General features: G+C 40.6%; 15 protein-coding genes. 8 read left to right on the top strand and 7 right to left on the bottom strand.

Annotation, left to right across the window (positions count from 1 at the left end; translation table 11 throughout):
* The first annotated feature begins 163 nt into the window (after window positions 1-163).
* On the top strand, window positions 164-502 hold the full coding sequence (locus H6G28_RS12275) for a P-II family nitrogen regulator (RefSeq protein ID WP_015111218.1): 339 nt from the start codon (window positions 164-166) through the stop codon (window positions 500-502).
* Window positions 503-838: 336 nt separating this feature from the next.
* Here H6G28_RS12275 and H6G28_RS12270 read toward each other — a convergent pair whose 3' ends face one another.
* On the bottom strand, window positions 839-1,474 hold the full coding sequence (locus H6G28_RS12270) for a hypothetical protein (RefSeq protein WP_190671025.1): 636 nt from the start codon (window positions 1,472-1,474) through the stop codon (window positions 839-841).
* Between the two features lie 98 nt (window positions 1,475-1,572).
* Here H6G28_RS12270 and H6G28_RS12265 point away from each other — a divergent pair, with 98 nt between their 5' ends.
* Window positions 1,573-2,097, top strand: a complete 525-nt coding sequence (locus H6G28_RS12265; RefSeq protein WP_190671024.1) for an MAPEG family protein — start codon at window positions 1,573-1,575, stop codon at window positions 2,095-2,097.
* A 98-nt stretch (window positions 2,098-2,195) separates the two neighbouring features.
* Here the strand turns inward: H6G28_RS12265 and minE are convergent, their stop codons facing one another.
* The 4 genes from minE to H6G28_RS12245 form a co-directional block, all read right to left on the bottom strand.
* On the bottom strand, window positions 2,196-2,495 hold the full coding sequence (gene minE, locus H6G28_RS12260) for a cell division topological specificity factor MinE (protein ID WP_190671022.1): 300 nt from the start codon (window positions 2,493-2,495) through the stop codon (window positions 2,196-2,198).
* A 28-nt stretch (window positions 2,496-2,523) separates the two neighbouring features.
* A complete protein-coding gene (gene minD / locus H6G28_RS12255; RefSeq protein ID WP_190591893.1) occupies window positions 2,524-3,330 on the bottom strand; it encodes a septum site-determining protein MinD in 807 nt (268 codons plus the stop codon).
* A gap of 45 nt (window positions 3,331-3,375) precedes the next feature.
* Entirely contained in the window at window positions 3,376-4,521 is a 1,146-nt protein-coding gene (gene minC, locus H6G28_RS12250; protein WP_190591892.1) for a septum site-determining protein MinC, read from the bottom strand.
* A gap of 498 nt (window positions 4,522-5,019) precedes the next feature.
* Window positions 5,020-6,366: a four-carbon acid sugar kinase family protein gene (locus tag H6G28_RS12245; protein WP_190591891.1), complete on the bottom strand. Its 1,347-nt coding sequence runs from the start codon at window positions 6,364-6,366 to the stop codon at window positions 5,020-5,022.
* Window positions 6,367-6,594: 228 nt separating this feature from the next.
* Between H6G28_RS12245 and H6G28_RS12240 the strand changes: the two genes are divergently transcribed.
* The 4 genes from H6G28_RS12240 (at window position 6,595) to H6G28_RS37635 (ending at window position 7,966) form a co-directional block, all read left to right on the top strand.
* Window positions 6,595-6,921 carry a DUF433 domain-containing protein gene (locus H6G28_RS12240; protein WP_190591890.1) on the top strand — a complete coding sequence of 109 codons (327 nt, stop codon included), beginning with the start codon at window positions 6,595-6,597 and terminating at the stop codon, window positions 6,919-6,921.
* Window positions 6,921-7,262: a DUF5615 family PIN-like protein gene (locus H6G28_RS12235; protein WP_190671019.1), complete on the top strand. Its 342-nt coding sequence runs from the start codon at window positions 6,921-6,923 to the stop codon at window positions 7,260-7,262. The genes H6G28_RS12240 and H6G28_RS12235 overlap by 1 nt, the downstream gene beginning before the upstream one ends.
* A 108-nt stretch (window positions 7,263-7,370) precedes the next feature.
* The gene (locus H6G28_RS12230) at window positions 7,371-7,760 is read left to right on the top strand and encodes a hypothetical protein (RefSeq protein WP_190671018.1); all 390 of its coding nucleotides are present in this window, start codon (window positions 7,371-7,373) and stop codon (window positions 7,758-7,760) included.
* Window positions 7,757-7,966 carry an HNH endonuclease gene (locus H6G28_RS37635; RefSeq protein ID WP_313933932.1) on the top strand — a complete coding sequence of 70 codons (210 nt, stop codon included), beginning with the start codon at window positions 7,757-7,759 and terminating at the stop codon, window positions 7,964-7,966. The genes H6G28_RS12230 and H6G28_RS37635 overlap by 4 nt, the downstream gene beginning before the upstream one ends.
* A gap of 341 nt (window positions 7,967-8,307) precedes the next feature.
* Here H6G28_RS37635 and H6G28_RS12220 read toward each other — a convergent pair whose 3' ends face one another.
* Window positions 8,308-8,961, bottom strand: a complete 654-nt coding sequence (locus tag H6G28_RS12220; RefSeq protein WP_190591992.1) for a hypothetical protein — start codon at window positions 8,959-8,961, stop codon at window positions 8,308-8,310.
* A 449-nt stretch (window positions 8,962-9,410) separates the two neighbouring features.
* Between H6G28_RS12220 and H6G28_RS12215 the strand changes: the two genes are divergently transcribed.
* Window positions 9,411-11,387 (top strand): DUF3352 domain-containing protein, encoded by a 1,977-nt coding sequence (locus H6G28_RS12215; protein WP_190671016.1) that lies wholly within the window; start codon window positions 9,411-9,413, stop codon window positions 11,385-11,387.
* Window positions 11,388-11,649: 262 nt separating this feature from the next.
* On the opposite strand, the gene H6G28_RS12210 is transcribed toward H6G28_RS12215, so the two are convergent.
* Window positions 11,650-12,681, bottom strand: coding sequence for an aldo/keto reductase (locus H6G28_RS12210; RefSeq protein WP_190671014.1), 1,032 nt, complete (start codon window positions 12,679-12,681; stop codon window positions 11,650-11,652).
* 234 nt (window positions 12,682-12,915) lie between these two features.
* On the opposite strand from H6G28_RS12210, the gene H6G28_RS12205 reads away from it, so the two are divergent.
* On the top strand, window positions 12,916-13,824 hold the full coding sequence (locus tag H6G28_RS12205; protein WP_190671013.1) for a metallophosphoesterase family protein: 909 nt from the start codon (window positions 12,916-12,918) through the stop codon (window positions 13,822-13,824).
* Window positions 13,825-13,835: the final 11 nt, after the last annotated feature.

The raw sequence follows: 13,835 nt of genomic DNA, 5'->3' as shown, positions 1-13,835 counted from the left end.
TTCAATCTGAATTGCTAAAACTGCATAGACAAAAACCAGACACTTTAAAAAAAGTTGCAATTATTACATTATGTTTTGGTAATCGGGTTATTGGTAAGAATGTCAGACGATTGATCTGCTTAGATAGATAAACGAACCTATTTAAGATTAAGGAGTCAAATACATGAAAAAAGTAGAAGCAATTATTCGCCCATTTAAGCTTGACGAAGTGAAGATTGCTTTGGTTAATGCGGGTATCGTGGGGATGACAGTTTCCGAAGTGCGAGGTTTTGGACGGCAAAAAGGACAAACCGAACGCTATCGTGGTTCAGAATACACTGTTGAGTTTCTGCAAAAACTGAAAGTAGAAATTGTGGTTGAAGATAACCAAGTTGATATGGTGGTAGACAAAATTATTTCTGCTGCCCGCACTGGCGAAATTGGTGATGGTAAAATCTTCATCTCTCCTGTTGAACAAGTAGTGCGGATTCGGACTGGAGAAAAGAATACAGAAGCAGTATAAGGCTAAATAGTGGCGCGAGCGATCGCGTCTATTACTGTCTAATACTTGACAAAATAGTCAGCGTTGCTGAAAGTGAGATGAAAAACATCCACAAGTTAAACTTTCAGATGTTTTTGTGTCTCTAAAATCAGCAACGCCTCCTAGAAAAATTTCAAAATCGGATTTTACTGATACCAAATTAAAAAATGATTGCGACAGATTGATGGCTCAAAAGCTTACCGATCAACCCTTACCCAATCCAAAATCTGTCTTGAAAAGTTTGCTCAAGTCGGGGAACCCGCCCACGCAACTTTTCGCAAAATCTAAAATCCAAAATGGTATGAGAAATTAGGGAAATTACTCAGTAAAAACTTGAAAAATATTTTGGTAGCCAGACTGGGCTAAATTCTCAGCTTCCCGACGTTCTTCATCAGAAAATTCGCTTTGTAGTTCTTCGTCGTCAGAAAACTTAGCAATTAATTGTTCATCATCGAAAAACAAAGTTTCTCCAGAGTGGAAATACCTGATGGCTATAACTTTGTTATTTCTAAACCAGAAGCCTACCCCGTCTCCGACTTCTAAAAGTGCTTCTGAAGCTGTCACAGGTTCATTATTGATAGTACAAATTCTATAAACCACACCTGCTTTTACTTTTGTCGTTTCATCGCAACCTTCAGTCATCTCTGTGAGGGACTGCATTAGCTTCTCAAACAGTTGTTTTGGAGTGTCTTGATTAATTGCCTGTTTTGCGGTTGCAGAAGTATCAATCTCACATCTATCAGGGATACCATCACCATCATCATCAATGCGTGAGTCATTTTGTCGCCCATCATTGTCGCAATCAATTGCACCTCCAATAATTTTACTTTCTTTCACACCTGATGCTTGGAGAGTAGAGACTTGAGATGCTTGAGAGACTTGACAATTCGTAATTAAAGTAGTAAAAACTAGCAAACTCAAAGAGATTAGTTGCGGAAATAACAGTGATTTCATTACATATCTGATGTATTTGGCTAGTTTAGTTTGCCCAAAATACAACAGTTTGATTAAATATCTCTAATTCTGGACACAGAATCTATAACTTCCGAAAAATGATCGAGACTTCTATTCCTATCTCTACTCTTTTTATTGGGCTGAATGGTCTGATTGCTTTTTTTCTGTCTTATATTGTGGCTTTTGAACGCACAAAAACTAGAGTTTGGCATGGCGAATCTCAAAAAGACATTGCACAACAACCTGATCCTTCCGTTAATCCTGGTGCTTGGGCTACTTTGGTTGAACAAAGCACTCAAAAACTCTTCCCCACTCACAGTCAAGATGATGGGTTGTTGCAACGCAAGGTTCGCGCTCATGGAAATTTTGCAGAGTATGTACCTCATGCGTTACTGTTTGTACTGGCTTTAGAACTAATGCAAGTACAAACATGGTTGTTATGGCTGTTGGGATGCAGCATAACTGTAGCTCGGATTGCCCACGCATGGGGTTTAATCAAAACTTACGGCCCCTCTCCAGGGCGAGCTATTGGCTTTTTTCTCACTTGGTTTGTTTATATCGTTGGGAGCCTAGCCTGTATATATTATGGGTTGAGAGGCATTTTCTCAGGAATTTTTACATAGCAGTTGCCGTGTAAAAGTTTGACCGCCAAGTATAAAAAAGAGGCTGGAGACTAGGGTCTAGAGGGTTTGTATGTTTTTACTCAGCACTTTCTGAGTAACTATTGTGATTTATCACCACTTTCCAAAAGAGGCATAGAGTCTTTCACCCGCCGAATTGGTAAATTGGCAATCAAAGCTGTGGTTCTTTGGTTACTTTCGAGCGTAAATTCCAAGCCATCAGTTTCAATTTCCACATAACGACAGACAATATCTAGAATTTCTTGACGCATTTTTTCTAACGTCTGAGCATCTAGATCAGCGCGGTCGTGGGCTATGACTACTTGTAGGCGACGTTTAACTTGATTGCGACTGTTTTCAGGAGGTCGAGAAAAAAGTCGTTCGATAAGTTCAATGATCATTGCTAATAGATATCAGGAGACTGAAACATTAAACAATCTTTGTCCATAACAACTTACGCAATCGGGCGAAGATGTTATCTGGGGGTGCGTCGAGATCCAAGAATTCGACTGTTTCTCCTTCCAATCTCCGAGCAATATTTTCTACAGCTATAGCAGCTAAAGAGGGAGTATCCCCTAATACCAAGGGTTCGCCGCGATTGGTAGAGACAATTACACGCTCATCGTCAGGGATCACGCCAATCAAGGGAATTGCAAGCAGTTCCTGAACATCTTGGACAGACATCATATCATTTGCCCGTACCATTGCTGGTCTGATGCGGTTTATTATTAAGTGTACACGCTTAACACCTTGTGCTTCTAGTAACCCAACTACCCGGTCAGCATCTCGAACTGCGGAGATTTCCGGTGTAGTTACAATTAGGGCTTCTTTGGCTGGGGCGATCGCATTTTTAAATCCGTTTTCAATTCCCGCCGGACTATCAATAATGACATACTGATATTTTTGGGCTAGTGCATTCACCAATAACTTCATTTGTTCGGGGGTAACTGCATCTTTGGAACGATTTTGGGCTGCTGGTAGAAGTACGAGGTTAGTTTGGCGTTTGTCTTTGACTAAAGCTTGTTCTAACCGACATTCTCTAGAGAGAACTTCTACGGCTGTGTAGACAATGCGGTTTTCTAGCCCTAACAGCAAGTCCAAATTTCTTAAACCAAAATCTGCATCAACCAAGGCAATTTGACGACCCATTTTAGCCAGGGCCATACCGAGGTTTGCTGACACTGTAGTTTTACCCACCCCTCCTTTGCCGGAGGTAATCACAATAATGCGAGTCATGTTCAGAGTTGCGAGCGATGAGGGTTCAGGAATTATAATAGATATTTATGGTACTGGATTTATCCTAGCTAATTGATTTCTAGAAAAATCCGTAGCCCTAGCGATGCGAATTCCTTGCGGCGTGATATGTGCCACTTCGGGAGAAAATTGTGCTGGTAGCTTCTCTGGCGCTCTAGCTACAGCATCGGCGATTCGCAATTGAGTTGGTTCCATTTGCAAAGCCATAATTAGGCACTCACGGTTCCCCCCAGCACCAGCATGAGCAATTCCACGTAAACGCCCCCAGACTAAAATATCTCCTTCTGCAACTACGATACCACCTGGATTGACATCTCCTAGCAAAATTACTGTGCCGGGATGGCGAATTTCCACTCCTGAACGCACGGTCATTTCGAGATAGAGTGCGTCGGCGTGGGTGGTGGGTGTGGCTTGGGGTTCGGAACTGAGGGAAGTTTGGGGCTGTAGTTGTTCTACAGAATACCCTGATGTGACAGCAGCGATCGCAGTTTGTCTACGACTCGTGGCGACATACTTGAGTTGGAGTTGGACTTCACTAAAGCTGTCGGCTAAATCTTGTAGTTGTCTGCTATCTAACAAGCGGTCATGGGCGATCAAATGCACTGGTGTATTTGGTATCCTTAAGCGATCGCCTGCATTTAATCGCACCTTTAACTGTTGCCAAATATCAGACCAAGCCAGTTCCGAAGCAGGTAACTGGGATTCGGTCGGTAAAATCACTAACAGTTTGCCGTCTTCATGTTTGAACTGGACTTGGATATGATTTTTGAGTCGATTGTCTACTTCGGTTTCTGTCACATCCCAAAGAGTAGAACTCGCATCTGTATAGGGGACTTCAGCATTCGCTTCTAAGTCCTTAGCCAAATTTAATTCCAATTCTTCTGGTGCAGGATTTAACTCTACATCCAAAAGTGGAGCATTTGACTCTGATTCTTCGGGGACAGATTCTGGATTTAACACTAAAGGCGGAGAATTTGATTTTAAATAAAGGAGAACAGATGATAATTCCGTATCTGGAATCACAGAATGGGGATCTGGCTCAAAAACGGTAGAATTCGGTTCAATCTGAGAAACCGTGGAATTTACATCTATTTCAGATAGATGAGTGATGGATTCTGCATCAGGAAGCGCAGAATTTGACTCTGGATTGGGGATAGCAAAATCAGAAGTCATGCAGCACCAGCCATAAACACAACGGAAACTCCGGGTAATTACTTATCTTAAATTAGTTACTCGACGGAACAACATTCTCACCCAAGAAAGTTATGAGGACTGAGTACTGTCAACGCTTCTGTGATCTCCCGGAGGATGCACCAACAGCTGCGGCTCAGAACTTTTGAGTTTTTCACTGAACTCATGTTTCTGAAGTATTTCAGAACAAACATTTTGTATCAACCCTGATTTATTATTCTTAACTAGACATACGGACAGCTATTAGGCATACATATTGCACTGTTTTTTGCAGATTGTCATTAGTCAAGAGTCAAAAATCAACTGAAGTATGAAGTATGAAGTATAAAATTAATTCACTCATCAAGGAATAAGTCGTAAGCCGTTTTCAGTCAAGAGTTCACTAGAAAAAAGGTGATTTTATCAATATCCAATGACAAATAACGTTTGCAGAACAAACTCATAGACCAGGATGAAATTTCAGACTTCAGACTTCACACTTCATAATTCTTTAGTTAACCGTTGATAAACTGTTGCCAAGGCATTAGCATCGCCAACATTACCAGGAAATAGTACAACTGGTAAATTGGGAAATTGGGGATGGTTAGCAGGTGTAGTTACCATTGAACAACCAGCGAGAATTTGTCCGAGTAATCTGGCGGTTGTTAAAGCCAAGCCAGTACTCAAAACATCATTAGAGGTAATTCCACCTTTGCTAATTAAAAAGCCAATATCAGCAGGTAAGCCCCGCACAATATCCATCAATAAACTAGAAACTTGAATCCCAAAATCTAGCCGCGTTTTAACATCATTAAAGGTGAGTTCTTGACGACTAGTATAAACAACAGGTGTTTTGCCAGCGTTATGTACAGTCTGAATATTTGCTAATGTCTCAGTCAGCAAAGTAGTAGCAGAATTTTCTTGATGATCGAGTAATCTTTGTACCTCAACTTCAATTCCCACTGTTCCTGCTGTTTGCAATAAAGCTTCTAACTGTTGAGTTGTTTTTTTGACATGGGAACCGACAATGACTGCACCCGGTTTACCTTGGCGCACGTATTTAGCCATGTTTTCGGACGCAATCGGTTGGGGAGGTAAGGCAGCCAAAGCTGTTAAAATACTGGCGGCGCTACGAAATAAAAAGCGTTTACCTTGGCTGGCGGCGGCTAATAAATCTTTGGCGAACATATCCAGGTCAGCTTGAGTTTCACCATCAACGACAGCGCACTGATTACCAGTGAGTTGCAGCAAGCGTTCTAAGCTACCAGCACGAATATCAGCCAGTAAAAAGCGGGTGACAGACTCCGCGCTGATGCGCCCTTGAGTCTTTTCTTCAACATATTTGGGTAAGTAACTGTGATGATAACCAAATACAGAATCGCGGGCAAACTCAGTTTCATGTACTGGAGTTGGGACACCATCAATAATTAAGTAATGGATACTGTCACAGGTGATGCGTCCACCTTCTCTTCGAGAGGCTTCGCCAACAAAAAATGCTGGTACGAGAAAATGAGCATCAAAAGAACCGAGTTCATCGGCGATCGCATCCGTCTCAATGGGATAATGACCGCGTAAAGTAGAATCGGAACGGCTAACAACCAAAAAATCGTTAACTCCTTCAGCCGCTATTGCTTGTTTTAAATTTTGACAAACTTCTCTAGTTACAGCTGCGGCTGACTCTGGAGGTAAGGCGCGGGTGTTAGTCAGCACAAAAAAAATCGGTGATTCATCACGCAAACCGATGCGTAAAGTATCCACATCCCAGCGCATCAGCAGCAAGCAACTGTGGACTGTTTGCGAACCAGTAGGATCATCATCTAAAACAATTATTTTGGGTTTGTTACTCATGAGAGTCAGCAGCACAACTGTTGTGTGGGATATTTCAGACTTGAGAGAATAATCTGCAATAATTTAGCAGTTAAATATATATACCAGCTTGAATAGTGAGTGTTTAGGTTGGCAGATTCACTCAATGATTTGCCAGCGATTTTTTATTATCTCGCAAAAATGGTGTATTCCTGTTCTAGTTAAAATATTAGATGTAGTCTTTCTTCCTGCTGACTTGGCAATAATGATATGACGCTGCAAAAACTAGAGCCAGAATTACTTGCCTTGACACCAAACGAGAAAGCACAAGCAATTCAAATGCTTGCTCAAAGTTTAGGTAACTCTTGGCGAGGTATTGAAAAAACTCCTGGCGTATGTGGTGGAGATGCTTGTATTTCTGATACACGTATTCCTGTGTGGGTATTAATCAATGCTAGAAGATTAGGGATTAGTGAAGCTCAATTGTTGAGAGATTATCCAACTTTATCGGCAACTGACTTAACTAATGCTTGGGTTTATGCCACAGTCTACCCAGAGGAAATTGAAACAGCCATTCAGGAGAATGAAGAAGATTAATGGCTTGTTTGTATGCAGATGAACAATTTCCCTTAGAAGTTGTTGAGTACTTGCGTGATTTAAAACATGATGTGCTAACTGTTCAAGAAGCTGGCAAAGCTAATTTTAAAATTCCCGATGATGAAGTTCTAACATTTGCCAGCAATAACGAGCGAGTTGTTTTAACCCTCAACCGTCGGGACTTCAAACGCTTGCATCGTTCATTTACCAGTCATGCTGGTATTATTATTTGCACAGACGATTCAGAACGCAGTAGTTTAGCTGCACGAATTCATACAGCAATATTAGCTAACGAACCTTTATTAGGTAAATTGATTAGTGTGGTACGTCCTAACAAGTAAAAGCTTATAATTTACTTTTATTATTGAAATGCTTACTTACTTCTTGTAACTTAATTAGAAAAACAGCGATCGCAGGGAAAAATCCAGAGGAATATTCTTATTTGCGTTATGAGTACTCAAATCACTATCACCTTACCAGATGAGATTTACCAACATGCTGAACGTTTTGCGAAATTGGCAAATCGGGATGTTGCTAGTATTTTGGCAGATACAATTCAACTGTCCATTCCATCTGTGAGAGCAGAAGTTAATAATTTAGAACCTGTCTCAGTTCTTGCCAATGAACAAGTTCTGGCTTTGACCGAATTGCAAATGGAACCCGAACAGGATAGCAGATTGAGTGAATTACTTGAGCGTCAACAAGCAGGGACTATTACCGATAATGAGCGTCCAGAGTTACAAAACTTGATGCAAATTTATCAAGAAGGACTCTTACGGAAAGCAACTGCTCTACATGAAGCTGTCAAACGTGGATTAATTGAGCCTTTAAGTCAGTGAGCCAAATTCCAGAAGCAGTCCGTGTAAGAATCAGAACACAAGCCAACAATCAGTGCGGTTACTGCCGCAGTCTTCAAAAGTATGTTCTAGGCATTCTCGAAATTGAACACATTGTACCCAAAGCAGCAGGTGGTACTGATGATGAAGAAAATCTCTGGCTTGCCTGTCGGTTATGTAATTCCTACAAAGGTATTCAAACCTATTAGGACTTACGCAAGAACCCTATCAAATCCTCTTAACTTCGTGTCCTTTGCGCCCTTTGCGGTTCGTTTTTTCATGATTTTGCGTAAGTCCTGCCTATGCCAAAGATCCCATAACTAACTCTAAAGTCAAACTATTCAACCCTCGTCAACAAAAGTGGTCAGATCATTTTACTTGGACAGACGATGGTAGTCAGATTGTAGGTTTAACTACCTGTGGTCGCGCGACTGTTTTAGCTCTGCAATTGAATAATCCCTATGCTGTTGTTGTCAGACAAGCTTGGGTTTCCGCAGGCTGGCATCCTCCAGTAGAAATCTGAGCAAAATTGCGGCAATGCAATCTTGAATTAAGGCTTTTGCAACTTTCTAATTTCGGCTTGTACATCAAGAGCAATCTGCAATGATTGATTGAGTAGTTGAGCATATTCGCCAGCTTGAGTACTGACTTGTAAAGCTTGCAGATTGGCTAAATTATTCACAAATAATTCTTGATTATTCGCCAGGAGTTTTTTATTGTCCCGTAAAACTCGCTCGGTTTTTAAGGCGCGGACTAAATCTTCCCGAATTAATTGTAAGGCTGAAATTACTTGTTCTCTGTCGTTGAGGGCGTTATTTGAAGTGGCTAATTGGTCGTGAATATCTATGGCGTTAATTACAGCGTGATATTGATCGACTTCATCTAAAAGTATGGTGAGTGCTTGCGGACAAGTGAACTTGCGCCAGAGCGATCGCCCAACAAGTACAGCCAACGGTACTAAAATTAATAAAATAATGCCTAATGTGATGGAAGAACCAATAGTTGGCAAAATAATAAACGCATAAATAAAACCCACAATAATTGGTGTGAGTGCTAAAGCCACCAGCAATTCGTTGATTAAAAAGCCAAATCGCTTTTCTTTATCTTTCATGACCGAAGGCCGGAAAACATCTTCTGGGTCAAACCCAGTCAAACGCCTCAATTCTCCCTTACTAATTTCTAAGCCCAGTAAATCCGGCTGCACTGCTGCATACTCCTTGAGAAAGTGCGATCGCGTTTTCATTGTAATCGGCTATGGGCAAGCTCGTACATCCATCTCGGTAGATCAACAATCAGAAAAGGCGCAGAGTACAGGGAAAATTAGGGAGGAGTCTTCCTGCTTGTGGCAATTCCTCTTCTGTGCGCTTGTCTTTCACCTGATGCGGCAGTTGAGCAGTTTGGGAAGCTCACTATACTTGTCGGAACTTATAGATGAAGCCTATCCCCTGAACCCTTGCAGCCTCAATAGCTGATAACTCTTCACCACTAATTGTTAAAACAGATTATTTTTTAATACTTAATTTTAAATTTTGGCCAAATCTATTTATTTACAAGTAATAAAAATATAAAAAAGAAACCTGCACAATCGCATTTTATGCCTTATACATTTAGTTGCTAGGTTGCAATTCTAAAATAGAAAATCTAAAATTCGCAATGGTATCACCGATTATTACAGTATCGCTATTATCAGTTTTAGCAGTGGCTTCTCCTGTGGCTGAGAAAAGCGAGGCTGAGGCATCTACTACCCTGAATGTCCCAGCGATCGCTAATATCTTACCCGCAGACACACCATTAGTCAGTTTAATTAACACGAAGGTAGATGCTTGGGCAGACCTAAATCGTTTTTATTTATTTGACAGAGCATATTCCGCCTTGGCTCAATATTTGCCACCTTCTTTTAAACTCGACTATGTGCGAGAAATTGAGTCTTTGTTGGGCGAACAAGTAGCGGCTGCGTTTCTACCCAAGGTTGAAGGTACAACCGCAACTCTAGAGAATAACTTTATTATGTTGGCTCCTCTGAAAGATGAGTCCCGCATCCAGCCTTTATTAGACTTACTGAAAAATAGTGACCCAAAACGAGTCAAGGTAAGTGAGTATAAAGGTGTAACTATTATAGAACTCCAGGTTCCAGAACCAGCCGAACCGCCAAAATTACCAGAATCAAATCCAGAGACGGAATCAATACCCCCATTACCAGAGTCACCAAAAGCACCAGAACCAAATCCAGAGACGGAATCAACAGCCCCATTACCAGAATTACCAAAAGCACCAGAACCAGCAGCATCACCAGAACCAAATTTAAAAAAAATTCCCAAATTATCGGCAAAGCCGATAAAAATACCCCAAAAACCGACTAATTCTTTGACAAAATCAAACTTAGCGGCGATTCCACCGATTTTGGGTAATCCAGATTGGTTAAAAAGAAGACCCAAAGGACTAGCGATCGCTGCTTTACCAGGATACGTTGTAACTGGATTTACGGCTAAAGCCATTGAGCAAATTATTGATACTTCTCAAGGAGAGAATAATCTTGCTCAAAATCCCCAATTTCAGGAAACAATTAAGCATCCCCAGTATGCTAAATCTTTGTTTACCATTCATGAAAATTTGGCAACTTTTGTGCCTTTAATTAACGACATTGCCAAAGATCCAAGTCTGCCTTTTCCAATTTTTGGTAGTGAATCCATTAACCTTGATGAATTAAAGGAATATGGAAGTGTCAATGGTTTTGTAACAGTAGAACCAGAAGGATTACGTTTTCAAGCTACAGCCTATCGCCAAACTCCAAAATCAGAAAAAGATGAATTTCAAACTGAACAACCAGATGCGATAGTCTCAAGATTACCAGGTGCTACTTACTCTGCTGCCACTGGTCGCAATCTCAATCAAAAATGGTTACTAATAGCAAAAGCTTTAAGTACAGAACCAAAACTCAAAGAGTATCTCGACCAATTCCGTAGTTTTGTCCTGAATAATACCAAACTCGATTTAGAAAAAGACATCCTCAATTGGATGGACGGTGATTATGCTTTCTTTTTGTTTCCTTCTAAGGGAGGTTTATTAGGCTCAATTCCTAACTTGAATTTAGGTATCGGTATCGCCTTAGAAACAAATAATCGAGATGCGGCTGAAACCACTCTCAAGAAATTAGATGAATTGATCAAATCTTTTTCAAACGGAGAAGTTGTAGTTAATACTCAAGATATCCAAGGACAAACTATCACGAGTTGGGATGTTGGCGGGGCATCTTCTCAAAGCTTACTGGCTTATAATTGGGTAGACGAAAAAACTCTTGTGATTTCCACAGGTTTTGGTGCAATTAAAGACTTAGTACCACAGCCTTATATTCCCCTACCTACAACTTATAATTTCAAAACAGCAACTAATACTTTACCCCGACCTAACTACGGCTATTTTTATTTGAATGGTGGCTCTACTTTATCTTGGATTTATGGATTTGCCCCCAGTTTCTTTGATGATCAAACCTTCCGTCCTTGGAAATCAATCATTGGTTCAATCTATAGTTTGAGTGCCACAAGTTCTACCACACCAGATAAAGAACAATTTGATGTCTTAATGGTGTTGGCTCCTACTAGAAGACCGATTAATCCTGTGGGCAAAGAGTAATTATTAGGAGGAGGTGGTTCAGATCCTTTCGGCTTCGCGGTAATCGAGCGAAGTCGAGATTACCGCGAAGCTCACCCACCTGGAGCGGGGGAAAATCGTCCCCAATTCTCCCTGCTCCCTGCCCCTTTTCCTCTTCACTCCTGCCTTGAAAGTGCTGAGTGCTGAGTAAAAATGCTAGTCCCACTTTTATGCTTGGCGATGAAACAAGTTTCATCGGGACTGCCTTACCCTAGCGATAAATTTTCTTACCTACCTACTTACATCAACCCAACCACTCAGGATTAAGTGCTGTACTATCAAATTGACTAGTAGTTTTAAACAATTCATATTGACCTTTAGCAGCAGCTTGACGAGTCCGATTTAATAGTTCTTGAACTTGTGCTTGACTCAGATGTTCAAAGGTGCGGATGGCTTCAAAAGCTTGGTCTAAGATTTTCATACTTTCAATGCCTGTAATCACTGTGGATGTCGGCAAATTCATCGCATAGTGTAAGCATTCAATGGGTTTAACAGTATTACTTTTGAGAATGTTTTGATCACCCATTGATTTCATTCCTAAAACACCAATTCCATCCTTAACTAGTCTGGGTAAAACTTGGCGTTCAAAACTGCGGAAATGGGCATCCATAACATTTAATGGCATTTGGACTGTATCAAAACGAAAGTTGTTTTGAGCAGCAACATCAAGCATTCTCAGGTGAACTAAGGGATCTTTGTGGCCAGTAAAGCCGATGTAGCGAATTTTGCCAGCTTTTTGGGCTTCTAGAACCGCTTCCATTGCACCGCCAGGAGCAAAAATCCTGTCTGGGTCTTCCATACGGATGATTTCATGATGCTGTAATAAGTCTATGCGATCGCTCTGCAATCTTTTCAAAGAATCATCAATTTGCTGGGCTGCGGCTTTTTTGGTGCGACCATCAATCTTTGTCATCAAAAACACTTTTTGCCGATAACCATCCCGGAGTGCTTTACCCATGCGAATTTCACTCTCGCCATTGTGATAGTCCCAGCTATTGTCCATAAAGTTAATACCACGATCAATAGCAGCACGAATCAGCCGGATACCTTCTTCCTCATCTTTTGGTCTACCAATATGGTGTCCACCCAAACCAATTACCGAAACTTTTTCCCCAGTGCGGCCTAACTGACGATAAATCATTTCACCTTTTTTAATTGGAGTGGGTTGATTTTGGGCTAAAGCTTGTTTAAAAATTCCTGCTGACGCTGCTAGTCCGACTGTTCCTAAACCAGAAGCAGAAGCTATTTTCAGTAAATCTCGTCTACTGATTTCCATAAATCATTAAAATCAAACTATTACATCCTCATAGCTTTGCACGGTGCAGAGTAAGCTACATCTAACTGTTGAAAGAGAACCGTCTTGATCAAGAGGTGTATTATATTGTGTCCAGTAAAAGACTGATCACAAAGACATCTCAACAAGTTTGTTACGGAATATTAAGTCGCACATCATGTCATATAACAATATTGAGGACTGAATATAGCATTCACACTTCACACTTTATAGATTATGAAACTAAAACGCCGTCAATTTTTATCTTTAGGTAGTTTGGGAGCAGTTGGTACAGGAATTATCGGTTGGGCTTTAACTCATCACAATAATTCTTCTGATGATTTTGTCGCCATAGCAGCTAAACCCGCAAAAAAAGATTTACTCTTGCGTTTTGTGTCTGTGGCAGATACTGGAACTGGTACCAAAGGACAATATGCTGTAGCTGAAGCTATGAATTTTTATCACAAACAAAACCCTTATAACTTAGTGGTTTTAGCTGGCGATAATATTTATAACAATGGCGAAATCGAAAAAATCAATGCAGTTTTTGAACGTCCTTATCAACCTTTACTCAAAAAAGGTGTTAAGTTTTACGCTTGTTTAGGTAATCACGACATTCGGACAGCTAACGGTGAACCGCAACTTAAATACTCTGGCTTTAATATGCAGGGAAAACGTTACTACACATTTCGCCGTAATCAAGTCCAATTTTTTGCTTTAGATACTAACGGTAATGCTGATTGGAAAAAACAACTACCTTGGTTAGAACAAGAATTAAGCCGCAGTGATGCACCTTGGAAAGTTGTATTTGGTCATCATCCGGTTTATGCTTCTGGTGTTTATGGTAATAACCCAGAGTTTATTAAAGTTTTTACACCTTTGTTTCAAAAATATGGTGTGCAACTTTATATTAATGGTCATGAACACCACTATGAACGGACTAAATCTATTAATGGCACTACTTATTTAATTACTGGCGGTGGTGCTGGAACTCGCCCTGTTGGTCGTTCTGAATGGACAGCATATTCGGCTTCTAGTTTGAGTTTTGCAGCTTATGAAGTGTATGCCGATAGAATCGAAGTTAAGGCTATTGGTACTGATAATCGTGTTTTTGATCAGGGGATTATTCCGATTAAAAGTGCTTAGTTAAGTCAGTA

The sequence above is a fragment of the Nostoc sp. FACHB-190 genome (genome assembly GCF_014696905.1).
Taxonomy (GTDB): domain Bacteria; phylum Cyanobacteriota; class Cyanobacteriia; order Cyanobacteriales; family Nostocaceae; genus Nostoc_B.
Note: the sequence above shows the minus strand (reverse complement) of the source record. Positions and strands in the feature narration are given on the sequence as shown.

Coding starts and splice junctions, on each gene's coding strand:
- H6G28_RS12275 (WP_015111218.1), top strand. CDS start 164: ATGAAAAAAGTAGAAGCAATTATTCGCCCATTTAAGCTTGACGAAGTG.
- H6G28_RS12270 (WP_190671025.1), bottom strand. CDS start 1,474: ATGAAATCACTGTTATTTCCGCAACTAATCTCTTTGAGTTTGCTAGTT.
- H6G28_RS12265 (WP_190671024.1), top strand. CDS start 1,573: ATGATCGAGACTTCTATTCCTATCTCTACTCTTTTTATTGGGCTGAAT.
- minE (WP_190671022.1), bottom strand. CDS start 2,495: ATGATCATTGAACTTATCGAACGACTTTTTTCTCGACCTCCTGAAAAC.
- minD (WP_190591893.1), bottom strand. CDS start 3,330: ATGACTCGCATTATTGTGATTACCTCCGGCAAAGGAGGGGTGGGTAAA.
- minC (WP_190591892.1), bottom strand. CDS start 4,521: ATGACTTCTGATTTTGCTATCCCCAATCCAGAGTCAAATTCTGCGCTT.
- H6G28_RS12245 (WP_190591891.1), bottom strand. CDS start 6,366: ATGAGTAACAAACCCAAAATAATTGTTTTAGATGATGATCCTACTGGT.
- H6G28_RS12240 (WP_190591890.1), top strand. CDS start 6,595: ATGACGCTGCAAAAACTAGAGCCAGAATTACTTGCCTTGACACCAAAC.
- H6G28_RS12235 (WP_190671019.1), top strand. CDS start 6,921: ATGGCTTGTTTGTATGCAGATGAACAATTTCCCTTAGAAGTTGTTGAG.
- H6G28_RS12230 (WP_190671018.1), top strand. CDS start 7,371: ATGAGTACTCAAATCACTATCACCTTACCAGATGAGATTTACCAACAT.
- H6G28_RS12215 (WP_190671016.1), top strand. CDS start 9,411: ATGGTATCACCGATTATTACAGTATCGCTATTATCAGTTTTAGCAGTG.
- H6G28_RS12210 (WP_190671014.1), bottom strand. CDS start 12,681: ATGGAAATCAGTAGACGAGATTTACTGAAAATAGCTTCTGCTTCTGGT.
- H6G28_RS12205 (WP_190671013.1), top strand. CDS start 12,916: ATGAAACTAAAACGCCGTCAATTTTTATCTTTAGGTAGTTTGGGAGCA.